Consider the following 26,363-nt stretch of genomic DNA (forward strand, 5'->3'; position numbering starts at 1 on the left):
CCTTACTGCTCGGCCGTGGGCGTGACGGTCCCGGGCTGGGGCGTGACCTTGGTGCCGGGCCGCGCCCGCATGAGGCCGCTGATGATGACGCGGTCGGTGGGCGCCAGGCCGGACTTGATGACGCGCAGACCGTAGGCCAGGTTGCCCAGCACCACCGGCTTGGGCACCACCGTGCCGTCCTCCGCCACGGTCAGGACGATCTTGTGCGACTGGTCGGACGCGATGGCCTCATCCGGGACCAGCAGGGCGTCGTACTCGCCGGAGCCCAGCAGCCGCATGCGGCCGAAGGTGCCGGGCTGCAGGAAGTTGTCGGTGTTGGGAATGACGGCACGGCCCCGGATGGTGCCGGAGTTGGGGTCCAGCCGGTTGTCGACGAAATCCATCTCGCCCTTGTGGGTCCAGGCGGTCTCATCCATCAGGCGGACGAAGACGGGGTTGGCCTTGTCGCGCGACGAGGCGCGTTTGCCTTCCAGCGCCAGCCGGTTGTAGCGCAGGTAGTCCGCCTCGCTGCCGTCGAAGACGAAATAGATGGGGTCCTGGGTCACCACGGTGGCCAGCAGGGTGGATTGCGCCGACCCGCCGCTGACCAGGTTGCCGATGTCGATCTTGCGATCACCGATGCGGCCGGAGATGGGGGAGCGGATCTGGGTGAATTCCAGGTCCAGCGCCGCCGAGCGGGCGGCGGCCGTGGCCGAGGCCACCGCCGCCTGGCTTTCCTGCTCCGCCTGGGCGCGGGTGTCATATTCTTCCTGGCTGATGGCGCGGGCCGCCAGCAGCTGGGCCGCTCGTTTCAATTCCGAAACAGCTAGGGACTGCCGGGTCTTCTCCCGCTGGACGTCGGCGTTGGCCTTGTCCAGCGTCGCCTGGAAGGGACGCGGGTCGATGACGAACAGCAGATCGCCCTTCTGCACCAGCTGGCCGTCGCGGAACTTGATCTGGTCCAGGTAGCCGGAGACGCGGGCGCGCAGCTCCACCGTCTGCACCGCCTCGAACCGGCCGGTGAATTCGTCCCAATCCACGATCTTGTGGGGCAGCGGCTGGGCCACCGTCACCGGCGGCGGACCGGCATTGGCGGCTGGCGGATGCTTGTCGCCGCAGGCGGCCAGCGCCAGGGCAAGGACCAAGGGATACAACCGGCGGACCGGCGACGGCATGGTGGACAGCATCCTTCCCCCAACTCGAGGCTCAGGCTCGGGGAGCTCCGCGCGGGCGCGGCATCCGGGCCAAGGTAGACAAGCCGCGCCTGGGCGCAGTTTTCCCACCACACTATGAGGGCGCCGGACCCCTGGCTTGGCTGGCTGCGCCGCGTTTTGTCTTTTTCCGCCGCCTTTGCCGAAATCGGGAGTTAAAGGTTCATGTCAGTACAAACACCGTTCCATTGATGCCAGCCCACATCCACGCCCCCCGCGCTTACGCCAGCGTGCGGAAGGTCACGGAATAGCGCAGGGCGTCGCCCTCGATGATGCTGTGCTCCCACACCGAGCGCGCCTGTCCCGCCAGCAGGTAGACCGAGCGGGGGGCCAGGGGGGCCGCGGCGCGGTGCCAATCACCAGCCTCGCGCCGACGGAAGCGCAGGGTGGCCGGGGACAGCAGCGACACGCCCGCCACCAAGCCGAACTGAGGCTTGTCCCGGTGCCAGCCGATGCCGGCACCGGGCGCGTATTCGTTGATCAGCAGCTGGCGGAAATCATCGGGCGCCACGCCGGCCCAGGCGGCCACCCGGGCGCGCAAATCCAAAAGGAAGGCCGGCACGTCCGGCGCCGCCGCGACCGCGCGCCGGGTATAGTCATAGCGATAGCCGAAGGACACCACCCGCCGGTTGGCCAGGTAGCCGTGGAATTCGAACGGCTTCAGCGGCAGCGCGGCGATGCCGGCCGCCAGCCGGCGCTCCTCCTCCCCATCAATCAGATCCGGTGTGTAGCGGAAACCCGGCGGATGGTCGCCGGGCGGCGGCGCATCGGGGAAAAGGCTGGCCTGGATGGGCATGGAACGACGGTCCGGGAAAAGGGTCATCCATACGATATGGGAAGGGTGCGGCGTTTTTTCCCCGCATGGCCCGGGAACTAATGGGGCGGGGGGGCATTGACCCACCGCGCACCCCGCCTCAAAGCACCCCCCTCAACCCCTGTCAAAGCAACCCTCTGCCAAACCAAGGAAAGCCATGGCCCGCCCCGCCACAGCCATCGCCTTGGCCGCCGCCTTGGGTCTGGCGCTGCCTGGCCTAGCCGGCTGTTCCGGCGGCATCCTCGATCCGCAAGGGCCGGTGGCCACGCAGGAACTGACCATCCTGTGGGACTCGATGGGCATCATGCTGGCCATCGTCATCCCCACCATCCTGGCGACCCTGGGCGTGGCCTGGTGGTTCCGCGCCGGCAACACCCGCGCCCGTTACCGTCCCGACTGGGAATATTCCGGCCGCATCGAGATGGTGGTGTGGGCCATCCCGGCCATGACCGTGCTGCTGCTGGGCGGCATCGGCTGGGTCAGCTCACGCGACCTGGACCCGCCCAAACCCTTGCCCGCCGACACCCCGCCCGTGAGGGTCCAGGTGGTGTCGCTGGACTGGAAATGGCTGTTCATCTACCCCGACCAGAACATCGCCAGCATCAACCACCTGGTGGTGCCCGCCGGCACGCCGGTCAGCTTCCAGCTGACCTCCGACGGGGTGATGAACAGCTTCTTCGTGCCCCAGCTGGGCAGCCAGATCTACACCATGCCCGGCATGATCACCCGGCTGAACCTGCAGGCCGACCGGCCGGGCCGCTATTCCGGCATCTCCGCCCAGTTCAGCGGCGCCGGTTTCCCCGACATGCTGTTCACGCTGGAGGCCCTGCCCCGCGACGCCTTCGACAGCTGGGTCGCCAGCGCCCGCGCCCAGGGCGAGGCGCTGGACGCCGCGGCCTACGCCCGGCTGACCCGATCCAGCCGGGCGGACCGCCCCCGCACCTTCCGCAGCGTGATGCCGGGCCTGTTCGACGCCGTCGCCAACCCCGGCCGCAATCCCGCCCTGCCCCAAACCAACCCTAACTGGCCCGGACACGATTATCCGCCCCTTGACGGCCACCCCTGAACAAAGACCCGAGAAGGATCGAGCATGTTCGGCAAGCTGAGCTGGAGCGCCATCCCCATCAACGAGCCGATCGACATGATCGCCTCGGGCCTCATGATCCTGGCGGTGCTGGGCGTGCTGGCCTGGGTGACGGTGAAGGGCTATTGGCCCTATCTCTGGCGGGAATGGCTGACGTCCGTCGACCACAAGCGCATCGGCGTCATGTATGTGGTCCTGGCCCTGGTGATGCTGCTGCGCGGCTTCACCGACGCGGTGATGATGCGGTTGCAGCAGGCCGTTTCGGTGGGGCCGGACGCCGGCTACCTGCCGCCGGAGCATTACAACCAGATCTTCTCCGCCCACGGCACCATCATGATCTTCTTCATGGCGATGCCCTTCGTCATCGGCCTGATGAACTTCGCGGTCCCCCTGCAGCTGGGCATCCGCGACGTCGCCTTCCCCACGCTGAACTCCGTCAGCCTGTGGCTGACCGCCTCGGGCATCCTGCTGACCAATCTCTCGCTGGTGGTGGGGGAATTCGCGCGTACCGGCTGGCTGGCCTACCCGCCCTTGAGCGAGCTGAAATACTCCCCCGGCGTGGGCGTCGATTACTATCTGTGGGCGCTGCAGATATCCGGTGTCGGCACCCTGCTGTCAGGCATCAACCTGGCGACCACCATCCTGAAGATGCGGGCACCGGGGATGAGCTACATGCGCATGCCGGTGTTCTGCTGGACCTCGCTGGCGTCCAACCTGCTGATCATCGCGGCCTTCCCGGTCCTGACCGCCACCTTCGCCATGCTGCTGCTGGATCGCTATGTCGGCATGCACTTCTTCACCGCCGACGGCGACGGCAACCCGATGATGTACATCAACCTCATCTGGGTCTGGGGCCATCCGGAGGTCTACATCCTGATCCTGCCGTGCTTCGGCGTATTCTCGGAGGTGGTGTCCACTTTCTCGGGCAAGCCGCTGTTCGGCTACCGCTCCATGGTCGCGGCCACCATGGCCATCTGCATCCTGTCCTTCATCGTCTGGCTGCACCATTTCTTCACCATGGGCGCCGGGGCCAACGTCAACGGCTTCTTCGGCGTCATGACTATGATCATCGCCGTGCCCACGGGCGTGAAGGTCTACAACTGGCTGTTCACCATGTATGGCGGCCGGGTGCGCTTCAACGCCCCCATCCTGTGGTCCGTGGGCTTCATGGTGACCTTCGTCATCGGCGGCATGACGGGGGTGCTGTTGGCCGTGCCGCCGGCCGACTTCATCCTGCACAACAGCCTGTTCCTGATCGCCCACTTCCACAACGTCATCATCGGCGGCGTCGTGTTCGGGGTCCTGGCCGGCTATATGTACTGGTTCCCCAAGGCCTTCGGCTTCACCCTGGATGAGGGCTGGGGCAAGGTCTCGTTCTGGTGCTGGTTCGTCGGCTTCTACCTGGCCTTCATGCCCCTCTACTACCTCGGCATGCTGGGCATGACGCGCCGGCTGCAGCATTACGACAACCCGGGCTGGCAGCCCTGGCTGATCGTGGCTGCCGTGGGCGTCGCCTTCATCCTTGCCGGCATCCTGGCCCTGATCATCCAACTGGTGGTGTCCATCCGCACGCGGGAACGGCGGCGCGACCGCACGGGCGATCCCTGGCACGGCCGTACCCTGGAATGGTCCACGCCCTCGCCCCCGCCCTCCTGGAACTTCGCCGTGCTGCCCCAGGTGGAGCGGGAGGACGCCTATTGGCACATGAAACGCCGGGCGCGCGAGGAACGGGTCGCCGCCGCCGAGGCCCTGGCCTATGAGCCCATCCACATGCCGCTCAACAGCCCCACCGGCTTCGTCACCGCCTTCTTCGCCGTCGTCACCGGCTTCGCCCTCATCTGGCACATCTGGTGGCTGGTGATCCTGGGCCTGGTGGGCGCGCTGATCACCATCCTGGTCTTCGCCTGGCGGGACGAGAGCGAATTTGAGATTGCGGCGGATGAGCTGGCGCAAGTCGACCGGGCTCACCACCAGGCCTATTGGGCGGGGGGCACGCCATGACCGCCACCACCACCGCCGCCACCACCCTCGGCGGGCATGAGCCCCCGCACACCCACCACGGCATGCCCGCCAGCAGCAGCGCCGCCGGCCCGGCGCCCAAGCGCATCATCATCGCCTACGGCTTCTGGCTGTTCCTGCTGAGCGACATCGTCATGTTCTCCGCCTTCTTCGCGACCTTCGCGGTGCTGGGGAAGGCGACGGCGGGCGGCCCGACGGGGGCGGAGCTGTTCGATGCCCGGAACGTGGCGGTGGAGACGGCGCTGCTGCTGTTCTCCAGCTTCAGCTGCGGGATGATGTCCCTGGCCATGGACGCGCGGCATCGCGGCACCTTCTACCTGGGCGCCGCCATCACCTTCATCCTGGGGCTGGGCTTCCTGGTCCTGGAGATGCGCGAGTTCGCCGACATGGTCGCCCAGGGCGCCACCGCCGACCGCAGCGCCTTCCTCTCCGGCTTTTTCACCCTGGTGGGCTGCCACGGCGCGCACGTGGCGGTGGGCCTGCTGTGGCTGGTGGTCATGGTGGCTCAGGTGGCGGACAAGGGCTGGCGCGCCACCGTCCTGCACCGGCTGATGTGCTTCAGCCTGTTCTGGCACGCCCTGGACATCATCTGGGTGGCCCTGTTCACGATCGTCTACCTGATGGGAGCGCGCTGACATGGCGGACACCACGCAAGAACACACCCATGGCGGCGATACGGCCCCGGGCGACAGCCGGGAAGAGCTGCTGTCCAGCCTCAAGGCCTATGTCATCGGCCTGGCCCTGGCCATCATCCTGACCGCCACCTCCTTCTGGGCGGCCAGCACGCACGTGCTGTGGCAGCCGGGCGTGCCCATCGGGCTGGCCGTGCTGGCGGTGGCGCAGATGGGCGTGCACCTGGTGTTCTTCCTGCACATCACCACCGGCCCCGACAACACCAACAACGTGCTGGCGCTGGCCTTCGGCGTGCTGATCGTCTTCCTGGTGGTGGCGGGGTCGCTGTGGATCATGGCCAACCTCAGCGCCAACATGATGCCGCTGGAGATGATGGACCTGCATCGCCAGCGCTGACCCGTGCCGCCCTGGGTCTCTGTCTTTTGGGCAGGCATATCGCACCGCGACATGGACTTTGGTTGGCGATGTGGCCTCAACGTGGCCGTGACATAACAACAGTCTCAGGAAATTGGCATGATGGCGGGGAATGCGGGTGAACGGGACGCGGCGGCAAATGACGCAGGAAGCGGTACCGGTGTTCCTGAACGGCGGCGGCGAGCTGGCGGACCTGATCGCCGCCTATGACTGGGCCGCCACGCCCCTGGGCCCACTGGACGGGTGGCCGCAAAGCCTGCGGACCACCGTGGCGCTCATCCTCCGGTCCCCCGTCCCCATCGTCACGCTGTGGGGGCCGGACGGCATCATGATCTACAACGATGCCTATTCCGTCTTCGCCGGCGGGCGCCACCCGATGCTGTTGGGCTCCAAGGTCCGTGAAGGCTGGCACGAGGTCGCCGACTTCAACGACCATGTCATGAAGGTTGGCTTGGCCGGCGGCACGCTGGCCTATCAGGATCAGGAACTGACCCTGCACCGGTCCGGCCGGCCGGAACAGGTGTGGATGAACCTGGACTACTCCCCCATCCTGGATGAGGCGGGCAAGCCCGCCGGGGTCATCGCCATCGTGGTGGAGACGACGGCCAAGGTGCGGGCGGAGCGAACCTTGCGCGTCACCGCCGAGAAGCTGGCCCGCCTGAACGCCGAGCTGGAGGAGCGGGTGGCGGAGCGCACGGCGGAGCGCGACCGCGTCTGGCGCTTTTCCCGCGACCTGCTGCTGGTGGTGGGGCGGGACGGCGTGTTCCGCGACGCCAACCCCGCCTGGAAGCCCATCCTGGGCCACGACCCCGACGACATCATCGGCCACGGCTTCCTGGAGGTCATCTGGCCGGACGACGCCCGCGCCACGGCCGCCGCCCATGAAAGCCTGCTGCTCGAAGGCCAGCTGCTGGGCTTCGAGAACCGCCTGCGCCACAAGGACGGCGGCTTCCGCTGGATCTCCTGGAACTCCTTCGCCGAGGGGGACGTAGTCTACGGCTACGGCCGCGACATCACGGCGGAGAAGCGGCAGGCCGACGCCCTGCGCCTGGCGGAGGCGCAGCTGCGCCAGGCCCAGAAGATGGAGGCCGTCGGCCAGCTGACCGGCGGCCTGGCCCATGACTTCAACAACCTGCTGACCGCCATCAGCGGCAGCCTGGAATTGCTGGACCAGCGCGTCCGTCAGGGCCGGCTGGGCGCCCTGGACCGCTACATGAGCGCGGCGCGCGGCGCCGTGGACCGGGCGGCCTCCCTCACCCACCGGCTGCTGGCCTTCTCCCGCCAGCAGACCCTGGACCCCCGGCCCACCGACGTCGGCCGCCTGGTGCGCGACATGGAGGACCTGGTGCGGCGCACGGCGGGACCGGCCGTCGCCCTGGTGGTGGATACACCACCCGACCTGTGGACCACCCTGATCGATCCCAACCAGCTGGAAAGCGCCCTGCTGAACCTGTGCATCAACGCGCGCGACGCCATGCCCCAGGGCGGCCACATCACCATCGAGGCCAGCAACCGCGAGATCGATGAGGAAACAGCCCATGTCCAGGACATACCCGCCGGCCAGTTCGTCCTGCTGAGCGTCAGCGACACCGGCGTGGGCATGCCGCCCGACGTCATCGCCCGCGCCTTCGACCCCTTCTTCACCACCAAGCCCATCGGCCAGGGCACGGGCCTGGGCCTGTCCATGATCTACGGCTTCGTCCGCCAGTCAGGCGGCCAGGTCCGCATCCGGTCGGAGGTCGGGCACGGCACCACGGTGTCGCTCTACCTGCCCCGCCACGATGGCGAGGAGCGGGCGGCCGAAATGCTGGCCATCGCCCCGGCCGCCCCCCGCGCGAAGCGGGGCGAGACCGTGCTGGTGGTGGATGACGAGCCCACCGTGCGCCTGCTGGTGACGGAGGTGCTGGACGAGCTGGGCTACACCACGCTGGAAGCGATGGACGGTCCCGAGGCCGTGCGCATCCTGGAATCGGACGCGGCCATCGACCTGCTGGTGACCGACATCGGCCTGCCCCAGGGCATGAACGGGCGCGAGCTCGCCGACGCCGCCCGCGCCCTACGCCCGGGCCTGAAGGTGCTGTTCATCACCGGCTATGCCGAGAATGCCGTCATCGGCAATGAACGCCTGCCACCGGGCCTGCATGTGCAGACCAAGCCCTTTTCCATGGAGGCCCTGGCCAATCGCATCAAGGGGATTTTGAGCGGAGGATAAGGAACTGGCCTCGACGTTTCTTCAGTGGTGATCGCCTTTCGGCGTCTCCATGAGTTCCACCAGCACGCCGCCCATGCTCTTGGGATGTACGAAGATGACGGGCGTGCCGTGGGCGCCGATGCGGGGCTGGCCCAGCACCGTGGCGCCCTTGGCCGCCATGTCGGCGGCGGCGGCGTGGATGTCCGGCACCTCGAAGCAGACATGGTGCTGGCCGCCCTGGGGGAACTTCTTCAGGAAGGCGTGGACGGGCGAGGCCTCACCCAGGGGCTCGATCAGTTCGATCTGGCTGTTGGGCGTGTCGATGAAGCAGACGCGCACGCCCTGGGCCGGCAGATCGAAGGGCTCGCGAATCACCGTGGCGCCCAAAAGGTCGCGATAGACGGCGATGGCGCCCTCGATCGACGGTGTGGCGATGCCGACATGGTTCAGGCGGCCGATCATGCGTGGACACTCCCTTTTCGAAAACCCGGCCCGCCAGCGCACTGCGCGCCGCCCGGCACGGCCGCGATCCTGGGAAGGGTGCGGGGACCGGTCAATATGAATGATGGACCGGCCCCGCCGCCTCCCCCACTCTGGTGCCCAATGAACGACAGGGTCATGGGAGGACAGCGATGCGGGCCTGGCGCAGCCATCAGACGGGTGGACCGGACACCCTGGTGCTGGATACGGATCTGGCCCCGCCGGCGGCGGGCCCCGGCCAAGTGGTGGTCGCCGTCAGTGCCACGGCGCTGAACTACCCGGACCTGCTGGTGATCCAGGACCTGTACCAGGCCCGCCCGCCCCGACCTTTCGCCCCCGGGCTGGAGGTGGCCGGCCGGGTGACGGCCGTGGGCGACGGCGTCCAAGGCCTGGCGGTCGGCGACCGCGTCATCGGTGTGGTGCCGCATGGCGGCCTGTCGGAACAACTGGCCATACCGGCATCCGACTGCCTGCCCCTGCCGGACGGCGTGGACGACGCCGCCGGCGCCGCCCTGCGCCTGACCTACGGCACCAGCCACTACGCCCTGCGCGACCGCGCCAGGCTAGCGGCGGGGGAGACGCTGGTGGTGCTGGGGGCGGCCGGCGGCGTGGGCCTGGCGGCGGTGCAATTGGGCAAGGCCATGGGCGCCACCGTCATCGCGGCCGCATCCTCGCCGGAGAAGGCCGCCATCGCCAAGGACAACGGCGCCGACGCCGTGGTGGTCTACCCCGCCCGCCTGGACGACCCGGCCGCCGCCAAGGCCCTGACCGCCGACATCCGCGCCGCCTGCCAGGCCGTGTCCTCAAAGGGCGAGGCCGACGTGATCTACGACCCCATGGGCGGCGCCTATGCCGAGCCCGCCTTCCGCGCCCTGGGCTGGCGCGGCCGCTACCTGGTGGTGGGCTTCACCGCCGGCATCCCCAAGCTGCCCCTGAACCTGACCCTGCTGAAGGACGGCGCCGCGCTGGGCGTGTTCTACGGCGAGTTCACCCGCCGCGACCCCGCCCTGAACCGGACCTACCTGCGGGAGATCATGGGCTGGCTGGCCAACGGCACCATCCGCCCCCACATCGGCCTGCGCCTGCCCTTCAACCGCGCCCCCGAAGGCCTGACCGCCCTGGGCGCCCGCCAGGCCGTGGGCAAGATCGTGGTGGAGGTGGGGTGAGGAAAACCGCAAGGGCGTGATCAGCATCACTAGACGACCGGTCTAATCGTGTTTATATCCCGGCCATGATCGCCAAGCCCCACAGCATCGACGTGCGCCAGCACATCCTCGACACCGCCCAGCGCATCATTGGCGGCAAGGGGTTCGCTGCGGTTGGGCTGAATGAGATCCTGGGGGCCGCCAATGTGCCCAAGGGGTCGTTCTACCACTACTTCGACTCCAAGGACGCCTTCGGCACGGCCCTGCTGGAGAGCTATTTCGAGGTCTACCTGGCGGACCTGAACCGGCAGCTGTCGGCCCCGGGCCGGCCGGTGGTCGATCGCTTGCTGGCCTACTGGCAGAACTGGATCGACACCCAGGGCGGCTGCGATCCAGAGGGCAAGTGCCTGGCGGTGAAGCTGGGGGCCGAGGTCGCCGACCTGTCGGAGGCGATGCGCGCCGTGCTGGAACGCGGCACCAAGGCCATCATCAAGCGCCTGGGCCAGGCGCTGGAGGACGGCATCGCCGACGGTTCCCTGAAGGTATCCGGCCCCGCCTGCCCCACGGCGGAGACCCTGTACCAGACTTGGCTGGGCGCCAGCCTGATGGCCAAGATTTCCCGCAGCCCCGCCCCGCTGGAGGCCGCCATGCGCGCCACCCGCATGATGCTGCACCTGGACACTCCCTGTAGCCCCCATCCGTAACCACCGGCCTGACGGCGCGCCTTTCGCCGCTGATCAGGACGGCGTTTTCGTGACCAAACAACTAGACGACTGGTCTATTCCGACCCTTCAAAATCCAAGGAAGCGCAGATCATGAACATCCTGATGGTGCTGACCTCTCACGACCAGCTGGGCGACACCGGCGCCAAGACCGGCTTCTGGCTGGAAGAATTCGCCGCGCCCTACTACGCCTTCAAGGACGCTGGCGTGACGATCACGCTGGCCTCGCCCCAGGGCGGCCAGCCGCCGCTGGACCCCAAGAGCAACGACCCGGCCTTCCAGACCGACACCACCCGCCGGTTCGAGGCGGACGCCGAGGCCGGCCAGGCCCTTGCCCATACCCGCGTGCTGGCCGAGGTCGGACATGAGGGCTACGACGCCGTGTTCTATCCCGGCGGCCATGGCCCCCTGTGGGATTTGGCCAACGACGCCAACTCGATCCGCCTGATCGAAAGCACCCTGGCGGCGGGCAAGCCGGTCGCCCTGGTCTGCCACGCCCCTGGCGTGCTGCGCGACGTGAAGGCCGCGGACGGCACGCCCCTGGTGAAGGGCAGGCGGGTCACCGGTTTCACCAACAGCGAGGAAGAGGCCGTGGGCCTGACCCAGGTCGTCCCCTTCCTGGTCGAGGACGTGCTGAAGGCCAACGGCGGCCTCTATTCCCGCGCCGGCGACTGGCAGCCCCATGCCGTCCAGGACGGCCTGCTGATTACCGGCCAGAACCCGGCCTCGTCCGAAAAGACGGCGGAGTTGTTGCTGGCGGCGCTCCGCCGCTGATCGCCCTCATCCCATCCGCTACCCTTCCCGTTCATTTGGAGTTTTGTATGCCCACCTTGTTCGATCCGCTGAAGATCAAAGACGTCGTGTTGCGCAACCGCATCGCCGTGCCGCCGATGTGCCAGTACAGCGCCACCGACGGCCTGCCCAACGCCTGGCACCTCAGCCACTATGCCGGCTTGGCCCGGGGCGGCGCCGGGCTGGTGGTGGTGGAGGCCACCGCCGTGGCGCCGGAGGGGCGCATCACCCCCGCCTGCACCGGCCTATGGAACGACGCCCAGGCCCAGGCCTTCGTGCCCATCGTCCGCGCCATCAAGGCGGCCGGGTCCGTGCCCGGCATCCAGATCGCCCATGCCGGGCGCAAGGCCAGCGCCAACCGACCGTGGGAGGGCGACGACCACATCGCCGAGGGCGATCCGCGCGGCTGGGACACCATCGCCCCGTCGGCCGTCGCCTTCGGCGGCACCCTGCCCAAGGTGCCGAAGGCCATAACCCTGGACGACATCGCCCGGGTGCGCGAAGACTTCGTGGCCGCCGCCAAGCGTGCCCGCGACGCCGGCTTCGAATGGCTGGAACTGCACTTCGCCCACGGCTATCTGGCCCAGAGCTTCTTCAACCGCGACGCCAACCAGCGCACCGACCAGTATGGCGGTAGTGCGGAGAACCGGGGCCGTTTCCTGGTGGAGACGCTGGCCGCCGTGCGCCAGGTGTGGCCGGAGCACCTGCCCCTGACCGCCCGCTTCGGCGTCATCGAGTATGACGGCCGGGATGAGGAGACGCTGGCCGAGTCCATCGCCCTGACCCGCCGCTTCCGCCAGGAAGGGCTGGACCTGCTGAGCGTCAGCGTCGGCTTCTCCACGCCCAAGGGCAACGTGCCCTGGGGCCCTGCCTTCCTGGCGCCGGTCGCCGCCCGCGTGCGCAAGGAGGCCGGCATCCCCGTCTCCTCCGCCTGGGGCTTCGCCAACCCCGAGGTCGCCGACCGCGTGGTGCGGGAGGAGCAGCTGGACCAGGTGCTGGTCGGCCGCAACCACCTGGCCAACCCGCATTGGCCCTACGCCGCCGCCCTGAAGCTGGGCGTGGAACGCCCGGCCTGGGTGCTGCCCGCCCCCTACGCCCACTGGCTGCAACGCTACGCCGTCGAAGCTTAAGGAGAATTCTTAATGACTATTGCATTGATCGCCACCGTCACGCCTAAGCCCGAGGCCGTGGACAAGGTCGAAGCGCTGATGCGCGAACTGACCGGCCATTCGCGGACCGAGCCGGGCGCCCGCCGCTACGACCTGTTCCGCGGCACCGACGCCACGGTCCGCTTCCACGTGTTCGAGATCTATGCCGACGAGGCGGCCGTCGAGGCCCACCGCACCAGCCCGCACTACACAGCCTTCCGCGCGGCCGTGGGCGACCTGCTGGCAGAGGCGCCGGTGGTGGTCTCCGCCACCCCGGTTGACACGGCGGAATAAGCACCAGGGGATCGCGGCGGCCGGATCTTGGCCGTCGCGATCCCCACCATGCGCCAATAGGGGGACTTTCCGGTAAGATGGCACCGTCGTCGGCGCCACGGCGTCATTCTATGGAAAGCACCCCATGGGCATCACCCTGCGGCACCTGGACGGCCGCTATGCCATCGTCCAGTTCCCGCCCGACACCCCTGTCCCCAGCTGGTGGGGGGGCGACGGCTTCACCGCCCTGGCCCGGGACGACGAGGAACTGACGCTGATCTGCCGCGAGGAGCGGGTGCCGCAGAACGTGAAGGCCGACCGCGACTGGGTGTGCCTGAAGTTCATCGGCCCCTTCGCCTTCGACCAGGCGGGCATCCTGCTGTCCGTCATCCGCCCACTGTCGGAGGATGGCATCGGCGTTTTCGTCACCTCCACCTTCAACACCGACCATCTCATGATCAAGGCGGAGAACCGGGACCGCACCCTGTCCCTGCTGGGGGCGGCGGGGCATAGCGTATCATAACATGACACAGTTCCACTTGTTATGTGTATCGTTTCATGATACGTGAATAATCTCAATGAATGACTGGTTGCGATGATTAAAAGCACCAAGGGCAAGATCAGTGAGGCGGTGCTCACGGGCACGTTGACGAAAGGTTTTCCTGCGGACTTGGTGCGCGCGGCGCAGCGGAAATTGGCGATCCTTCACGCGGCGACCACCGTGGACGATCTGCGCGTTCCGCCCGGCAATCGCTTGGAAAAGCTGTCGGGAGACCGTGAAGGCCAGCATTCCATCCGCATCAACGATCAATGGCGCGTGTGTTTCCGCTGGGACGGCCAAGATGCCCATGATGTTGAAATCGTCGATTATCATTGAACGGAGGCACCTGTGACCATCGATGCCCTGCTCGCCATGCGCCCCGTCCATCCCGGCGAAGTCCTACGGGAGGAGTTCATGGAGCCCCTGGGCCTGACAGCGGGCAAGATCGCCAAGGCCTGCGGCGTGCCCCGCACACGGATCGAACGGGTGGCGAGCGAACAGACGGAAATGACGGCCGATACCGCCCTGCGCCTGGCCAAGGCGCTGGGCACCACGGCGCAGTTCTGGCTGAACCTGCAGACCACTCACAACCTGGCCCGCGCCCATCAGAGCGTAGACCTGTCGGCCGTGCAGGTGTTGCACCACGCTGCGGAATAAAAATTTGGCCGGACGCCCTTGCGAGCGCCCGGCCAGTTCACGGTGTTATTCCTTGAAAAGGCTCAGACCTCGGCGGTCAATTCCGGCACGGCCTTGAACAGGTCGGCGACCAGGCCGTAGTCGGCGATCTGGAAGATCGGCGCCTCTTCATCCTTGTTGATGGCAACGATGACCTTGCTGTCCTTCATGCCGGCCAGGTGCTGGATGGCGCCCGAAATGCCCACGGCGATGTACAGTTCCGGCGCCACGATCTTGCCCGTCTGCCCAACCTGGTAGTCGTTGGGCACGAAGCCCGCGTCCACCGCCGCGCGGCTGGCGCCCACGGCGGCCCCCAGCTTGTCGGCCAGCGCCTCCAGCAGGGGGAAGTTGTCGCCCGACTGCATGCCCCGCCCACCCGAGACGATCACCCGGGCGCTGGTCAGCTCCGGACGCTCGGACTTCGACACTTCCTGGCTCACGAACTTGGACAGGCCGGCGTCAGCGGCGCCAGCGGCCGCCTCGACACTGGCGCTGCCGCCCGTGGCGGCCACCGCCTCGAACGCCGTGCCGCGCACCGTCGCCACCTTCACCGGGTCGCTGGACTGCACGGTGGCGATGGCGTTGCCGGCGTAGATGGGCCGGGTGAAGGTGTCGGGGCTTTCCACCCCGGTGATGTCGCTGATCTGCGCCACGTCCAGCAGGGCCGCGACGCGCGGCGCCACGTTCTTGCCGAAGGTGGTGCTGGGGGCCAGCACATGGCTGTAGCCGCCGGCCTTCACCAGCCCCACCACCAGCGGGGCCACGTTCTCCGCCAGGCCGTGCGCCAGCTCGGCGGCGTCCGCCGCCAGCACCTTGGCCACACCGGCGACCTGGGCGGTCGCGTCGGCGACAGCACCCACGCCCTGGCCGATGACCAGGACATGCACGTCGCCGCCCAGCTTGGCGGCCGCCCCCAGGGTGGTCAGCGTCGGGACCTTCACGCCTTCCGCAGAAGGCTCAGCGATAACAAGAGTCGTCATGGTCAGATCACCCGCGCTTCGGTCTTCAGCTTGGCCACCAGCTCCTGGACGGAGCCAACCTTCACGCCCCCGGCCCGCTTCGGCGGCTCCGCCACCTTCAGCGTCTTCAGCCGCGGCGTCAGGTCCACGCCCAGGCTGGCGGCGTCCACCGTCTCCAGCGGTTTCTTCTTGGCCTTCATGATGTTGGGCAGCGAGGCGTAGCGCGGCTCGTTCAGGCGCAGGTCGGTGGTCACCACCGCCGGCAGCTTCAGCTCCACCGTTTCCAGACCGCCGTCGATCTCACGCGTCACGGCAACGGTACCTTCCGCCGGCACGACCTTGCTGGCGAAGGTGCCCTGGGCCCAGCCCAGCAGGGCCGCCAGCATCTGGCCGGTCTGGTTGGCGTCGTCGTCGATGGCCTGCTTGCCCAGGATGACCAGGCCCGGCTGTTCCTTCTCCGCCAGCGCCTTCAGCGCCTTGGCCACGCCCAACGACTGCGTCTCGCCCTCGTGCTGCACCAGGATGGCGCGGTCCGCGCCCATGGCCAGCGCCGTGCGCAGCGTCTCCTGCGCCTGGCTCGGCCCCACGCTCACCACCACGATCTCGGTGGCCTTGCCCGCCTCTTTCAGGCGAACCGCCTCCTCAACCGCGATCTCGTCGAACGGGTTCATCGACATCTTGACGTTGGCCGTCTCCACACCCGTGCCGTCCGCCTTCACGCGAACCTTCACGTTGTAGTCAACGACCCGCTTGACCGCGACCAACACTTTCATCGCTCAAGTCCCTCAGAGGTTGCGGGAAATCACCAGCTTCTGGATGTCGCTGGTGCCCTCGTAAATCTGGCAGACGCGCACATCGCGATAGATGCGCTCCACCGGGAAATCCTCGACATAGCCATAGCCGCCGAAGGTCTGGATGGCGTCGGAGCAGACACGCTCCGCCATCTCGGACGCGAACAGCTTGGCCATGGAGGCCTCCTTCAGGCAGGGCTGGCCCACCTGGCGCAGGCTGGCGGCATGCAGCACCAGTTGGCGCGCCGCCTCGATGCGGGTGGCCATGTCCGCCAGGCGGAACGCCACGGCCTGATGCTCGATGATGGCGACACCCATGCTAGTGCGCTCGCGCGCATAGTCACGGGCAGCATTGAACGCCGCCTGGGCCATGCCCACGGACTGGGCGGCGATGCCGATGCGCCCGCCCTCCAGGTTGGCGAGCGCGATGCGATAGCCCTGGCCGGGCTCACCCAGCATGGCGTCATGCGGCACCCGAACATTGTCGAACACGATCTGCGCGGTATCGCTGCAGCGCTGGCCCAGCTTGTGCTCCAGCCGGGCCACGGTATAGCCGGGGGTGTCGGTCGGCACCAGGAAGGCGGAGATGCCCTTCTTGCCGGCGGCCGGGTCGGTGACGGCGAAGACCAGGGCCACGCCGGCGTTTTGGCCGTTGGTGATGAACTGCTTGGCGCCGTTGATGACCCAATGGTCGCCATCCCGGACGGCGCGGGTCTTGAGCGCTGACGCGTCGGAGCCCGCCTGCGGTTCCGTCAGGCAGAAGGCGCCCAGCATCTGGCCCGACGCCATGGCGCGCAGATAGCGTTCCTTCTGCGCCGGGGTGCCGAATTTCAGGATGGGCGCGCAGCCGACGGAGTTGTGCACGCTCATGATGGTGGAGATGGCGCCATCGCCGGCCGCGATCTCCTCGATCGCCAGGACATAGGACAGGATGTCGGTGCCGGCCCCGCCCCATTCCTCGGGCACCAGCATACCCATCAGGCCCAGTTCACCCATGGCCTTCAGCTCATCGGCTGGGAACACGCTGGTGCGGTCACGCTCCGCCGCGCCGGGCGCCAGCCGCTCACGGGCGAAGGCGCGCGCCATGTCGCGCACCATGGCCTGTTCCTCGGTGATCAGCATGGGGTGCGTTTCCTCCTCGCTTTTGGCCGGTGCTTTTGGGCCGGCTTGCCAGTTGCGGCCACAGTAGACATGATCGATCCAATCCGAAATGACCAACCGGATCAAATCCGGTGATCGTTTTTATCAATCCGTCGGGATGTCGTCGCGTGGACAGGATCCTCCAGGACAAGAACAGCGTCGCCCCCTATTTCGTGGAGGCGGCGCTGGCCTGCGCCGCCGCGAAGGGCCTGGACGCCGCCCCCCTGCGGCGCAAGGCCGGGCTAGAGGACGTGCCCGCCGGCGCCCGCGTGCCGGTGACGACCTACGGCACGCTGCTGCGCCTGCTGGCCCAGGTGATGGATGACGAATTCTTCGGCCTGGACACGCGGCGCATGAAGATCGGCACCTTCTCCGTCATCTGCCTGCTGGCCCTGGGCGGCCGCGACCTGGGGCGGGCCTTGGACCTGGCCTCTCGCGGCTATAACAGCGTGTTCGACGGCATCCGGGTGGGCGTCCGCCGCCAGGGGCGCCTGGCCTGCCTGGAGATCCGCGCCACGCCGCTGGAACTCCCTTTGGCCCTGTTCGCGCAGGAAACGCTGATGACCTACCTGCACGGCCTGGCCTGCTGGCTGGTGCGCCGGCGCATCCCCATAGCCGCCGCCGACTTCGCCCATCCACCCCCGCCGCATGCGGAGGAATACAGGGTGCTCTACAGTTCCACCTTGCGCTTCGGCCAGGACGCCGCCCGCCTGTGGTTCGACGCGGCCCTGCTGGCCCTGCCGGTGGCGCAGGACGCGCGCACGGCCGTCACCTTCCTGAACCGTGCGCCGGAGAATTTCCTGGTCCGCTACCGCAACCCGGACAGCTACGCCCGGCGCGTGGCCCAGATGCTGGACCGCCAGCCGCCCACGGCCTGGCCCGACTTCGACGCCGTGGCCCGCAGCCTGCGCTGTTCCCCCGCCACCCTGCGTCGCAGCCTGCGGCAGGAAGGGCGGCCCTTCCAAAGCATCAAGGACGAACTGCGCCGGCGTGTGGCGGAAGCATCGCTGGCGTCGGGAACGGAACCCATCCCGGAGTTGGCGGCACGGCTGGGCTTCGCCGAGACCAGCGCCTTCCACCGCGCCTTCCGCAAATGGACGGGCGAGGCCCCCGGCGCCTTCCGCGCGGCCACCGGTAAACGCCTCAAATAAGCTTCGGGGCCGCCAGCAGGGCCTCGATCTCCAGGGCTGGAACCGGGCGGCTGATGAGATAGCCCTGCATCTCGTCACAGCGCAGCAGGCGCAACAGCTTGGCCTGGTCCGCCGTCTCCACCCCCTCCGCCACCACCTTCAGGCCCAGGCTGTGGGCCAGCTGGATGATGGTGGAGACGATGGTGGTGTCTTCCGAGCTGGCGTCGATACTGGAGACGAAGGCCCGGTCGATCTTCAGCGCCGTCAGCGGCAGGCGGGCGATATACGCCAGCGAGGAATAGCCCGTGCCGAAATCGTCGATATAGACCTGCACGCCCATCTCGCGCAGGGCCGCGATCTTGGGGATGCAGGCCTGGATGTCGCGCATCAGTACGCTTTCCGTGATCTCCAGATCCAGGCAGGCGCGCGCCGCCTCGTCCCGATCCAGGCGTTCCCCCATCCTGTCCACGAAATCATCGCGCGCCAGCTGCAGGGCGGAAACGTTGACGGCGATGCGCGGCGGCTTCAGACCCTGGGCCCGCCAGCATTGGAAGTCCGTCACCGCCTGGCTCATGACCCAGTCGCCCATGTCGTGGATCAGGCCCAGCTCCTCCACCAGGGGAATGAACTCGGCCGGGCCCACGACGCCATTCCCGGGCTCGTTCCAGCGGATCAGCGCCTCAAGGCCGGTGACGCGGCCGTCGCGCAGGTCGATCTTGGGTTGGTAATGCAGCACATATTGGCCGTTCTCCAGCGCGGTGCGCAGCTGGGTTTCGCGGCGCAAGGCCTGGGCCAGGCGCTTGTTCATGCCCGTGGCGTAGAACAGCAGGCGCTCACGCGTGTCCTTGGCCTTCTTGAGCGCGATCTCGGCATGGGCGAACAGCGATTCCCCATCCTCGGCATCATCCGGGAACAGGGCCGCGCCCACGCGCGCGGATAGGCGCAGCTGCTCTCCGCCCGCCTGGATCAGGGTATCGAAGCAGGGCAGGATCCTCTCCCGCACCAGGTGTGCCACGTCGCCCGCGCTCTTCACCTCCGGCACCAGCATGCCGAAGCAGTCGGCGCCGACGCGCCCAACCGTATCGACGAGGGGGGCCGCGGCGGATAGGCGCCGGGCCACCTCGCGCAGTACCTCATCCCCGATGTCCAGGCCCAGGCTGTCGTTGATGCTGCGGAACCGCTCGACATCGACCAGGACCAAGGCCATCAGCCGCCGCTTGGCCTGTGCCCGCGCCACGTGCTGCGCCAGGCGATCGGCGAACAGGCTGCGGTTCGCCAGGCCGGTCAGCCCGTCGTAGAGCGCCAGGTAATCCAGGCGCAGAGCCTTGTGCAGGTGGTCCAGCGCGAAGGAAATGTTGCCCGCCATCTCACGCAGCAGGGCCACCTCCTGCGCGTCGAAGCGATCGGTCTCCATGGCCGACAGGGCCATGACGCCCACGGAGGTCCGGTCCACCACCAGGGGCAGCACCAGGGTGGTCATCCCCTCGATACACTCCACCGCCGCCACCGGCGCCTGATCCCGCAAGGCGGAGGCGACGATGGCGTCCAGCGGGTGGCCCGCCCTTCCCGGCGCCAAATCCACCTGCATCGGCGACAGCGCCGCCAGGCTCACCCCGTCGGCCGCCACGGGAACCACCCGCCCGTCCTCCACCAGGCCGATCCACGCCTGGTGGAACTGGCCCTGGCCGGTGGCGATGCGGCAGGCATCGGCGAACAGCTGGTGCTGATCGTGCACGCGCACGATCAGGCCGTTGATGCCGCTGAGCACCGCCTGGGCGCGCGTCAGACGGGCGATGCGCTCCTCCAGCCGCAGGCGGTCGGTGACGTCGCGGGCGATGCCCACCAGGCCGGTGCCCTGGCCCTGCTCATCCACCACCGGCGCCACGGTGGCCGACACCCAGCGATCCCCCAGCCGGCCCACCAGGTCCACCACCGGCTTGCCCGTCTGCAGCACCATGCGTTCCTGCGCCTCGACGGCCTCGGCCCGGACCGGGTCCAGGAAATCGCCCACCCGCTTGCCCAGGCAGGCCACGGTGCTTTCCACGCCCAGGTCGCGAGCGGCGGCACGGTTGACGCGCTGGAAGCGGTGGAGCCGGTCCTTGAAGAAGATGGCGTCCGGCATGCTGTCCATCAGGTGGTGCAGCAACCGCTGCTCCTCCAGCAGGGCGCGGTGCAGCTCACAATGCTCCACAGCCTTGTCCACCACCTGGCGCAGTTCCTGGGGGTCCCAGGGCTTGGTGATGTAGCCGAAGATCTGGCCCTTGTTCACCGCCGCCACCACGGCGTCCAGGTCGGAATAGCCGGTGAACAGGATGCGCGGCGCGTCCGACAGGCGACTGGCGATGCCCAGGAATTCATGGCCGCTCAGGCCCGGCATGCGCTGATCGGAAATGATGGCCGACAGGTCGGACTCATGTTCCAGCAGCTTCAGCGCCGCCTTGGGCGAGGTCTGCAGCAGGACGCGAAAGTCATCCTCAAGCAGGTCTTCCATGGCCGCCAGCACCTGGGGCTCATCATCGACCACGAGGATGGTTTTCGCGTCCTTGCCCTGGGGCATGGCTAATGTCCCTCCGCCTTCCGCGCCAGCGTGAGCAGCCGGGCGGCGATCTCATCCGGCTTCAGCACGGCGGTGGCACCGCCCAGGGCGATGGCCGCCCCCGGCATGCCATGGACGATGCTGCTTTCCTTGTCCTGCGCGAAGGTCACCGCGCCCGCGTCGCGCATCTCGCGCAGTTCCATGGCGCCGTCCACGCCCATGCCGGACAGCAGCACGCCCACGGCGCGGGCCCCGTGCACCCGCGTGACGGAGCGGAAAAAGTGCGACACCGCCGGCCGGGCGCTGTTCTCCGGCGCGCTGTGATCCAGCTTGATGGTCCCGTCCATGCTCAGCCCCATATGGGCGTTGTCGGGCGCCAGGTAGAAATGCCCAGGGCGCGGCACGTCACCCGCCTTGGCCACCTGCACCGGCAGGGCGGACCCGCTGGCCAGCCAGTCGGCGAAACCGCCCACGAACCCGGGGGAGATGTGCTGCACCGCCAGCAGCGGGATGGGGAAATCCGCCGGCAGGCCGGCCAGGATGGCCTGCAGGGCCACGGGGCCGCCGGTGGACGCGCCTATGGCGACGACGGCCGGCCGCGTGCCGCTTGGCAGGGTAGCCTCCGGCATGGGGCGGGCCACGGGTTCGCGCGGCAGCTTGGACGGGTTGGCCCAGCGCCGCACCACCTTGACCTCGGCCATCAGGCGCACGGTCTGCGCCAGTTCCGCCGCCTCTATGGCCTGGCGGGGATGGCCCACGCCCACCGGGCGGTGGACGAAGGCCACGGCGCCGGCGTCCAGGGCGCGGAAGGTCGCCGCCACATGGTCGCTCATGGTGCTGCTGACCACCACGATGGGGCACGGCGTCTCTTCCATGATGCGGCGGGTGGCGGCCAGGCCGCCCAGGCGCGGCATGTGGATGTCCATCGTCACCACGTCGGGGCGATGGCGGGCCACCGCCTCCACCGCCTGCAGGCCGTCGACAGCGATGGCCACCACCTCGATGTCGGGTTCCCCCGACAGGATGGAGACCAGATATTCACGCAGCGTGGGTGAGTCTTCGGCGACAACGACCCGAATCATTAGAGGCTTTCCTTAGACCAAATGACTGACGATTTGCAGCAGATTGCCCTGGTCGAAACTGTCCTTGACCAGGTAGGCGTTGGCACCGGCATCAATTCCCCGTTCCTTGTCCTCGCGTGAGCCCAGCGAGGTGATCAGCACCACAGGCAGCTCGGCCAGCTTGGGGTTGCCGCGCACCTTGGTGGTCAGCTCAAAGCCGCCCATGCGCGGCATCTCCACATCCGACACCAGCAGATCGAACTCCTCCCCACCGGTCAGGGCGGCCCAGGCGTCCACCCCGTCCACCGCGGTGCGCACCTGATAGCCTGCCGCCTCCAGCAGGTTCTTGAACAGCGTACGTGCAGTAATGCTGTCTTCTGCAATCAATATGGACTTTTTTCGCGAGACGACCACCGTCGGCCGCATTGTCGCCGGCGCCTGGGCCGCCCCCGCCAGCAGATCGGGGATATTCAGGATCAGCGCCACCTCGCCCGTGGCCAGCACGCTGGCGCCGGTGACGTAGGGCGCCCGGGCCAGCTGCGGGCCCAGGCTTTTCATCAGCACCTCCTGCTCATCGCGCACGCGATCGACGATGAAGGCGGTAGCCTGCCCGCCCCGGCTCAGCACCGCCACGGTGTGGTGGCTGGGCGGCGCCTGGTTGCCGCGGGAAGGCGCCAGGCCCAGCACGTCGGCCAGCCGAACCAGGCCCAGGGTGCGGCCGTCCAGCATCACGGTCTCACGGTTCTCCACCGTGGCGATGGCGCCCAGGGCCACGCGCGCCACCCGTTCCACCCCGCCGGTGGGCAGGATGAAGCAGGCGCCCTCCACCTCCACCAGCACCCCGCGGAAGCTGGCCAGCGTCACTGGCAGGCGGATGCGGAAGACGGTGCCCAGGCCCACGGTGGATTCCACCGCCAGGCCGCCACCCAGCCTCTCCACCTTCTCCTGCACAATGGGCAGGCCCAAGCCCCGACCGGACACGTCGGTCAGCAGGCCGCTGGTCGACAGGCCGGATCGGAAGGCCAGCGCGCGGGCCGCGTCGTCGTCCAGGGCCGCCGCAGCCTCCGCCGACATCAGGCCCTGTTCCGCGGCGGCATGGCGCAGGCGCGTCACGTCGAAGCCGCCGCCGTCGTCGGCGATGGCGATTTCCGCCCGCCCCGCCTCCGTCTGGGCGACGGTGATGGCCAGCGTCCCGCGCGGGGCCTTGCCCTTGGCCTCGCGCACCTCTGGCGGTTCGATGCCGTGGGCGATGGCGTTGCGCACCAGATGCAGCAGCGCGTCCTTCATCTCTTCCTGGATGCGCCGGTCGATCTCCAGGTCCCCGCCCCGGATGATCAGCTCCACCTCCTTCCCCTCGGCCCGGGCAAGGTCGCGCACCAGGGGGGCCATGGGGTCCAGCAGGGCGGACACAGGCACCATCAGCACCTGCTTGGCCTCGTCCAGCAGGCTGTCCAGCATCTTGCCCAGGATGCGCAGATCCTGGCGGCCGGCATTGGCCAGCTGGGCGATGCGGCCGGACAGCCAGCGCAGGGTGTCGCCCTGCTGCTTCAGCAGGCGGGCGGCGGGGCTGTCCTCCGCCTCCTCCAGCCGGCGGCGGGCGCGCTCGTGCGAGCGCACGCGCTCCGCCACCTCCGACGCCAGCCCGCCCAGGTCGGCCACCTGGCGGCCGGCCGCCAGGCGGGCGGACACCAGCTCCTCGGCATGGCGCAGCAGCGTGTCGACCTTGGATGTGGCGATACGCAGGGTGGGCCGGCTGCCGACGCGCGGCGTGTCCGCGGGCGTATCGGCCGGCGGCGCCTCTTCCACCCGGGGCAGGGCCGCCGGTTCCGTCCGGGCGGCGGGCTGGGGCGGCACGGCGACCTTGGCCACCGGTTCCCGCCCCTCGGCATAGGCTTCCAGGGCCGAGACCAGGGCGTCCTGGTCGGGGCCCGCCACCACGCTGCCGTCCAGCAGGCCGCGCACCCGGGCATAGCCCTGGTGCAGCAGATCCATGCCGCCGGGCGTCAACGCCAGCCTGCCCCCCTTCAACGCGGCGAAAACGCTTTCCATGGCATGGCACACGGCCACCACCGCGCCCAGGTTCACCGCACGCGCGGCGCCCTTCAGGGTGTGCACCTCGCGGAAGGTGGTCTCCACCAGCTCCTGCGCGCGCTCACGCGGGGGCGACTGCTCCAGGGCCAACAGTCCGGCGGCGATGGCGGAGAGGTGCTCCTCCGCCTCCACCTCGAACATGGCCAGCAGCCTTTTCAGGAGCTGATCGTCCGACTGGCTCATGGGCCGGTCCTCAGGCCTGGTACTGGCCGGTGACGGTCTTCAGCTTGTGCCCCAGCTCGTTCAGGTTCTGGGCGGCGGTCTCGGCCTGCTTGGTGGCGTTCATGTTCTGCATGCTGGCCTGCTTGATGTTCTCCATGGCCAGCGCCACCTGGTCGATGCCCACCTGCTGCTGCTGGTTGGACGCGGCGATCTGGGTGGCGGCCTGGGTCGCCACGGCGATGCTCTGGGCCAGGCGGTCGATCGCCTCGCCCGCCGCCACCGACTGCTTCACGCCGGCGTCCACCGCCTTGCTGCCCTGTTCGGCGGCCAGCACGGCCGTGGCCGTCGCTTTCTGGATGTCGCCCAGGATGGAGCGCACCTGGGTGGTGGCCTGCTTGGACTGTTCGGCCAGGCTGCGCACCTCTTGCGCCACCACGACGAAGCCCTTGCCCTGCTCGCCGGCCCGCGCCGCCTCGATGGCGGCGTTGACGGCCAACAGATTGGACTGCTCGGCCAGGTCGTTCACCGTGGCCACGATCTCGCCGATGGCCTGGCTCTGCTCGCTCAGCTGCATGACCGCCTCGGCGATGGCCATGATCTGCTCGCGCACCCTGGTGATGCCCTCGATGGACTGTTCCACCGCCTGCTTGCCGTTCTGGGAGATCTGGGCCGTGTTCTGCGCCGTCTGCGAGACGTACAGCGCCTTCTCGCTGGACACCTGGGAGGTCTTCTTTACCTCCTCCATCGTGGCGCTGGTCTGGGCCAGGGCCGTCGCCGTCTCGGCGGCGCTGGCCGCCACCTGGGCGGTGATGGTGACGATCTGGCTGGACGCCGTGCCCAGCACGTTGGTGCCGTCGCGCAGGTCGCGCATCAGCTGGCGCAGGGTGCCGGCCATCGCGTGGAAGGTGCGGCCCAGGCTGCCCACCTCGTCCGCCCGGTCGCTGACCTCGATCGCGCCCGCCACCGTCAGGTCGCCGGCACCGATGCGCTCCGCCGTGGTGGTGATGGTGCGCAGCGGGGTCGCGATGTTGCGGCCCAGGAACAGGCCGGCCACCACGACGAAGACAGCCGCCACCAGGGTGCCGACGCCGATGACCAGCACGGTGCTTTCAGCGCTGGCCGCCGCCGCCGCCTCCCGCGCGCGCAGCAGCTCGCCCTCGCCCGCCTGCATGGTGGCGACGATGCGGCGGATGTCGTCCATCGACTGCTTGCCCCGGTCGCTCAGCACCACGGCCCTGGCCGGTTCAAATCCCTGCAGGCGGCGCAGGTCGATGGTTTCCTTCAGTTCCGCCGCCTTGTCCTTGAGGGGGACACGCAGGCGTTCCAGGTTCTGCTGCTGCACGGGGTTGTCCAGGGTCAGGGTCGCCACCGTCTGCAGCGCCTGCTCCATGGTGTTCTGGCCCTGCCGGTAGGGTTCCAGGTAACGGTCCTCACCTGTGATGAGATAGCCGCGCTGGCCCGTCTCCATATCCTGCACCGCTGTCAGCAGGCTCAGCAGCCGCGCCTGCACCTCATAGGAATGGGAGCGCAGCGTGGTGGTTTCCGTCAGCTGGCGGATGTTGCCGTATGAGGTGGCAGCCACCACGAGGAGAATGAACAGGACGCTGCACAAGCAGATCCAGATTTTCATTCCGACAGAGTACTTCATGACCGGCGCTCCCGAGGGGCTGTGCGTGGACGGTGGACTGTTTCGAGGATGGATGGACGATGGCAGCGGCTCAGCCCGACCGGGCGGTGGACCTGCCCTCGACGGTGAGATCCGGATCGGCCAGCAGGCGCTGGGCATCCAGCAGGGCGAGATGGGGCGGCACGACGCCGACCAGGTAATGGCGCTGGCGCCCGGTGACGACGCTGGGCGGCGCCTGCACCCTGGCGCGGGGGATGCGGGAGACACCGGCGATCGATGTCACCAGCAGGCCCAGGGAACCCCCGCCTTGACCGGGCGTCTGCGCCTGGCCAAGGACGACAACGCGGCGCAGCTCCGAAGACGGAACCGCGCCCAGATCCAGCAGGCGGCCCAGGTGAACCAGCGGCAGCACCTGGCCGCGGACGGTGGTCACGCCGGCGATGAAGGATGGCGCCTTGGGCACGGTCGTCAGACCGTTGAGGGCCAGCACCTCCGCCACCGCCGCCGTCTCGAAGCCATAACGCTCCTGCCCCACCGTGAATTCCATGTATTCCAGGACGTCGCCGTCATCCTCCAGCACGGGGGGCCTGGCCAGTTCCAGCCCGCGCCGGTGCAGGATGCGGCGCGTCGTCTCCTCATCCGGGACCCAGCCGCGCTCCAGCGCCGCCGCCCAGCCGGCCAGGCGGCGGTGGATGTCTTCCCAATCGACGCTCCGCCCTTCGGCGGCCCGGTCCATGGCCATGCC

The 26,363-nt window shown here is 68.6% G+C and carries 25 protein-coding genes; 14 read left to right on the forward strand and 11 right to left on the reverse strand.

The genetic code is table 11. The features are described from left to right. Positions 1 to 2: 2 nt before the first annotated feature. Together FBZ88_RS27110 and FBZ88_RS27115 are read right to left on the reverse strand one after the other, a co-directional pair. On the reverse strand, positions 3 to 1,154 hold the full coding sequence (locus FBZ88_RS27110; RefSeq protein ID WP_246138886.1) for an efflux RND transporter periplasmic adaptor subunit: 1,152 nt from the start codon (positions 1,152 to 1,154) through the stop codon (positions 3 to 5). A 256-nt stretch (positions 1,155 to 1,410) separates the two neighbouring features. After that, positions 1,411 to 1,986, reverse strand: coding sequence for an alpha-ketoglutarate-dependent dioxygenase AlkB (locus tag FBZ88_RS27115; protein WP_211102816.1), 576 nt, complete (start codon positions 1,984 to 1,986; stop codon positions 1,411 to 1,413). A 175-nt stretch (positions 1,987 to 2,161) separates the two neighbouring features. Here FBZ88_RS27115 and cyoA point away from each other — a divergent pair, with 175 nt between their 5' ends. The 5 genes from cyoA to FBZ88_RS27140 all read left to right on the forward strand — a co-directional run bounded on the left by cyoA (position 2,162) and on the right by FBZ88_RS27140 (position 8,366). Next, positions 2,162 to 3,070: a ubiquinol oxidase subunit II gene (gene cyoA, locus FBZ88_RS27120; RefSeq protein WP_145620123.1), complete on the forward strand. Its 909-nt coding sequence runs from the start codon at positions 2,162 to 2,164 to the stop codon at positions 3,068 to 3,070. Between the two features lie 24 nt (positions 3,071 to 3,094). Next, the gene (gene cyoB / locus FBZ88_RS27125) at positions 3,095 to 5,089 is read left to right on the forward strand and encodes a cytochrome o ubiquinol oxidase subunit I (RefSeq protein ID WP_145620124.1); all 1,995 of its coding nucleotides are present in this window, start codon (positions 3,095 to 3,097) and stop codon (positions 5,087 to 5,089) included. Then, a complete protein-coding gene (locus tag FBZ88_RS27130; protein WP_246138887.1) occupies positions 5,086 to 5,742 on the forward strand; it encodes a cytochrome (ubi)quinol oxidase subunit III in 657 nt (218 codons plus the stop codon). Before cyoB ends, FBZ88_RS27130 begins: the two co-directional genes overlap by 4 nt. Position 5,743: 1 nt before the next feature. Further along, a complete protein-coding gene (gene cyoD / locus FBZ88_RS27135) occupies positions 5,744 to 6,136 on the forward strand; it encodes a cytochrome o ubiquinol oxidase subunit IV (protein ID WP_145620125.1) in 393 nt (130 codons plus the stop codon). Between the two features lie 157 nt (positions 6,137 to 6,293). Beyond that, positions 6,294 to 8,366 (forward strand): hybrid sensor histidine kinase/response regulator, encoded by a 2,073-nt coding sequence (locus FBZ88_RS27140; protein WP_145620126.1) that lies wholly within the window; start codon positions 6,294 to 6,296, stop codon positions 8,364 to 8,366. A 21-nt stretch (positions 8,367 to 8,387) separates the two neighbouring features. Here FBZ88_RS27140 and mce read toward each other — a convergent pair whose 3' ends face one another. After that, positions 8,388 to 8,807 carry a methylmalonyl-CoA epimerase gene (mce, locus tag FBZ88_RS27145; RefSeq protein ID WP_088873499.1) on the reverse strand — a complete coding sequence of 140 codons (420 nt, stop codon included), beginning with the start codon at positions 8,805 to 8,807 and terminating at the stop codon, positions 8,388 to 8,390. Positions 8,808 to 8,977: 170 nt separating this feature from the next. Between mce and FBZ88_RS27150 the strand changes: the two genes are divergently transcribed. The 8 genes from FBZ88_RS27150 (at position 8,978) to FBZ88_RS27185 (ending at position 14,103) form a co-directional block, all read left to right on the forward strand. Next, on the forward strand, positions 8,978 to 9,991 hold the full coding sequence (locus FBZ88_RS27150) for an NADPH:quinone oxidoreductase family protein (RefSeq protein WP_145620127.1): 1,014 nt from the start codon (positions 8,978 to 8,980) through the stop codon (positions 9,989 to 9,991). Between the two features lie 65 nt (positions 9,992 to 10,056). Beyond that, positions 10,057 to 10,674 carry a TetR/AcrR family transcriptional regulator gene (locus tag FBZ88_RS27155; RefSeq protein ID WP_145620128.1) on the forward strand — a complete coding sequence of 206 codons (618 nt, stop codon included), beginning with the start codon at positions 10,057 to 10,059 and terminating at the stop codon, positions 10,672 to 10,674. Positions 10,675 to 10,785: 111 nt separating this feature from the next. Next, the gene (locus tag FBZ88_RS27160; RefSeq protein WP_145620129.1) at positions 10,786 to 11,466 is read left to right on the forward strand and encodes a type 1 glutamine amidotransferase domain-containing protein; all 681 of its coding nucleotides are present in this window, start codon (positions 10,786 to 10,788) and stop codon (positions 11,464 to 11,466) included. A 47-nt stretch (positions 11,467 to 11,513) separates the two neighbouring features. Next, complete coding sequence (locus tag FBZ88_RS27165) at positions 11,514 to 12,614, forward strand: NADH:flavin oxidoreductase/NADH oxidase (RefSeq protein WP_145620130.1); 1,101 nt, start codon at positions 11,514 to 11,516, stop codon at positions 12,612 to 12,614. 12 nt (positions 12,615 to 12,626) lie between these two features. After that, positions 12,627 to 12,926, forward strand: coding sequence for a putative quinol monooxygenase (locus FBZ88_RS27170; protein WP_145620131.1), 300 nt, complete (start codon positions 12,627 to 12,629; stop codon positions 12,924 to 12,926). Between the two features lie 124 nt (positions 12,927 to 13,050). Beyond that, a complete protein-coding gene (locus tag FBZ88_RS27175) occupies positions 13,051 to 13,428 on the forward strand; it encodes an ACT domain-containing protein (RefSeq protein ID WP_145620132.1) in 378 nt (125 codons plus the stop codon). A 72-nt stretch (positions 13,429 to 13,500) separates the two neighbouring features. Next, positions 13,501 to 13,782 carry a type II toxin-antitoxin system RelE/ParE family toxin gene (locus FBZ88_RS27180; protein ID WP_088873506.1) on the forward strand — a complete coding sequence of 94 codons (282 nt, stop codon included), beginning with the start codon at positions 13,501 to 13,503 and terminating at the stop codon, positions 13,780 to 13,782. 12 nt (positions 13,783 to 13,794) lie between these two features. Next, positions 13,795 to 14,103, forward strand: coding sequence for a HigA family addiction module antitoxin (locus tag FBZ88_RS27185; protein ID WP_246138888.1), 309 nt, complete (start codon positions 13,795 to 13,797; stop codon positions 14,101 to 14,103). A gap of 62 nt (positions 14,104 to 14,165) precedes the next feature. On the opposite strand, the gene FBZ88_RS27190 is transcribed toward FBZ88_RS27185, so the two are convergent. Genes FBZ88_RS27190 through FBZ88_RS27200 form a run of 3 tightly spaced genes read right to left on the reverse strand, consistent with a single transcriptional unit; the run spans position 14,166 to position 16,993 of the window. Next, a complete protein-coding gene (locus tag FBZ88_RS27190) occupies positions 14,166 to 15,101 on the reverse strand; it encodes an electron transfer flavoprotein subunit alpha/FixB family protein (RefSeq protein ID WP_145620133.1) in 936 nt (311 codons plus the stop codon). A gap of 2 nt (positions 15,102 to 15,103) precedes the next feature. Then, positions 15,104 to 15,853, reverse strand: coding sequence for an electron transfer flavoprotein subunit beta/FixA family protein (locus FBZ88_RS27195; RefSeq protein ID WP_145620134.1), 750 nt, complete (start codon positions 15,851 to 15,853; stop codon positions 15,104 to 15,106). Between the two features lie 12 nt (positions 15,854 to 15,865). Further along, positions 15,866 to 16,993, reverse strand: coding sequence for an acyl-CoA dehydrogenase (locus FBZ88_RS27200; RefSeq protein ID WP_145620135.1), 1,128 nt, complete (start codon positions 16,991 to 16,993; stop codon positions 15,866 to 15,868). 146 nt (positions 16,994 to 17,139) lie between these two features. Between FBZ88_RS27200 and FBZ88_RS27205 the strand changes: the two genes are divergently transcribed. Further along, positions 17,140 to 18,162, forward strand: coding sequence for an AraC family transcriptional regulator (locus FBZ88_RS27205; protein ID WP_186464618.1), 1,023 nt, complete (start codon positions 17,140 to 17,142; stop codon positions 18,160 to 18,162). Here FBZ88_RS27205 and FBZ88_RS27210 read toward each other — a convergent pair. The 5 genes from FBZ88_RS27210 to FBZ88_RS27230 form a co-directional block, all read right to left on the reverse strand. Beyond that, positions 18,155 to 20,698 carry an EAL domain-containing protein gene (locus FBZ88_RS27210; RefSeq protein ID WP_145620137.1) on the reverse strand — a complete coding sequence of 848 codons (2,544 nt, stop codon included), beginning with the start codon at positions 20,696 to 20,698 and terminating at the stop codon, positions 18,155 to 18,157. The genes FBZ88_RS27205 and FBZ88_RS27210 overlap by 8 nt on opposite strands. Before the next feature lie 2 nt (positions 20,699 to 20,700). Continuing rightward, the gene (gene cheB, locus FBZ88_RS27215; protein WP_145620138.1) at positions 20,701 to 21,759 is read right to left on the reverse strand and encodes a chemotaxis-specific protein-glutamate methyltransferase CheB; all 1,059 of its coding nucleotides are present in this window, start codon (positions 21,757 to 21,759) and stop codon (positions 20,701 to 20,703) included. 12 nt (positions 21,760 to 21,771) lie between these two features. After that, positions 21,772 to 24,012 carry a hybrid sensor histidine kinase/response regulator gene (locus tag FBZ88_RS27220; protein ID WP_145620139.1) on the reverse strand — a complete coding sequence of 747 codons (2,241 nt, stop codon included), beginning with the start codon at positions 24,010 to 24,012 and terminating at the stop codon, positions 21,772 to 21,774. 10 nt (positions 24,013 to 24,022) lie between these two features. Continuing rightward, entirely contained in the window at positions 24,023 to 25,639 is a 1,617-nt protein-coding gene (locus FBZ88_RS27225) for a methyl-accepting chemotaxis protein (RefSeq protein ID WP_186464619.1), read from the reverse strand. A gap of 70 nt (positions 25,640 to 25,709) precedes the next feature. After that, positions 25,710 to 26,360: a chemotaxis protein CheW gene (locus tag FBZ88_RS27230; RefSeq protein ID WP_145620141.1), complete on the reverse strand. Its 651-nt coding sequence runs from the start codon at positions 26,358 to 26,360 to the stop codon at positions 25,710 to 25,712. Between the last annotated feature and the right edge of the window lie 3 nt (positions 26,361 to 26,363).

The sequence above is a fragment of the Nitrospirillum bahiense genome (genome assembly GCF_007828025.1).
GTDB lineage: Bacteria > Pseudomonadota > Alphaproteobacteria > Azospirillales > Azospirillaceae > Nitrospirillum > Nitrospirillum amazonense.

Excerpts from the sequence above, each read along its gene's own strand:
- FBZ88_RS27170 (WP_145620131.1), top strand. The coding sequence starts at position 12,627 with ATGACTATTGCATTGATCGCCACCGTCACGCCTAAGCCCGAGGCCGTG.
- cyoA (WP_145620123.1), top strand. The coding sequence starts at position 2,162 with ATGGCCCGCCCCGCCACAGCCATCGCCTTGGCCGCCGCCTTGGGTCTG.
- FBZ88_RS27175 (WP_145620132.1), top strand. The coding sequence starts at position 13,051 with ATGGGCATCACCCTGCGGCACCTGGACGGCCGCTATGCCATCGTCCAG.
- FBZ88_RS27160 (WP_145620129.1), top strand. The coding sequence starts at position 10,786 with ATGAACATCCTGATGGTGCTGACCTCTCACGACCAGCTGGGCGACACC.
- FBZ88_RS27220 (WP_145620139.1), bottom strand. The coding sequence starts at position 24,012 with ATGAGCCAGTCGGACGATCAGCTCCTGAAAAGGCTGCTGGCCATGTTC.
- FBZ88_RS27195 (WP_145620134.1), bottom strand. The coding sequence starts at position 15,853 with ATGAAAGTGTTGGTCGCGGTCAAGCGGGTCGTTGACTACAACGTGAAG.
- FBZ88_RS27110 (WP_246138886.1), bottom strand. The coding sequence starts at position 1,154 with ATGCCGTCGCCGGTCCGCCGGTTGTATCCCTTGGTCCTTGCCCTGGCG.
- FBZ88_RS27200 (WP_145620135.1), bottom strand. The coding sequence starts at position 16,993 with ATGCTGATCACCGAGGAACAGGCCATGGTGCGCGACATGGCGCGCGCC.
- FBZ88_RS27130 (WP_246138887.1), top strand. The coding sequence starts at position 5,086 with ATGACCGCCACCACCACCGCCGCCACCACCCTCGGCGGGCATGAGCCC.
- FBZ88_RS27210 (WP_145620137.1), bottom strand. The coding sequence starts at position 20,698 with ATGCCCCAGGGCAAGGACGCGAAAACCATCCTCGTGGTCGATGATGAG.
- FBZ88_RS27230 (WP_145620141.1), bottom strand. The coding sequence starts at position 26,360 with ATGGCCATGGACCGGGCCGCCGAAGGGCGGAGCGTCGATTGGGAAGAC.
- FBZ88_RS27115 (WP_211102816.1), bottom strand. The coding sequence starts at position 1,986 with ATGCCCATCCAGGCCAGCCTTTTCCCCGATGCGCCGCCGCCCGGCGAC.
- FBZ88_RS27180 (WP_088873506.1), top strand. The coding sequence starts at position 13,501 with ATGATTAAAAGCACCAAGGGCAAGATCAGTGAGGCGGTGCTCACGGGC.
- FBZ88_RS27150 (WP_145620127.1), top strand. The coding sequence starts at position 8,978 with ATGCGGGCCTGGCGCAGCCATCAGACGGGTGGACCGGACACCCTGGTG.
- cyoD (WP_145620125.1), top strand. The coding sequence starts at position 5,744 with ATGGCGGACACCACGCAAGAACACACCCATGGCGGCGATACGGCCCCG.
- cyoB (WP_145620124.1), top strand. The coding sequence starts at position 3,095 with ATGTTCGGCAAGCTGAGCTGGAGCGCCATCCCCATCAACGAGCCGATC.
- FBZ88_RS27225 (WP_186464619.1), bottom strand. The coding sequence starts at position 25,639 with ATGAAGTACTCTGTCGGAATGAAAATCTGGATCTGCTTGTGCAGCGTC.
- FBZ88_RS27140 (WP_145620126.1), top strand. The coding sequence starts at position 6,294 with ATGACGCAGGAAGCGGTACCGGTGTTCCTGAACGGCGGCGGCGAGCTG.
- FBZ88_RS27165 (WP_145620130.1), top strand. The coding sequence starts at position 11,514 with ATGCCCACCTTGTTCGATCCGCTGAAGATCAAAGACGTCGTGTTGCGC.
- FBZ88_RS27155 (WP_145620128.1), top strand. The coding sequence starts at position 10,057 with ATGATCGCCAAGCCCCACAGCATCGACGTGCGCCAGCACATCCTCGAC.
- FBZ88_RS27190 (WP_145620133.1), bottom strand. The coding sequence starts at position 15,101 with ATGACGACTCTTGTTATCGCTGAGCCTTCTGCGGAAGGCGTGAAGGTC.
- mce (WP_088873499.1), bottom strand. The coding sequence starts at position 8,807 with ATGATCGGCCGCCTGAACCATGTCGGCATCGCCACACCGTCGATCGAG.
- cheB (WP_145620138.1), bottom strand. The coding sequence starts at position 21,759 with ATGATTCGGGTCGTTGTCGCCGAAGACTCACCCACGCTGCGTGAATAT.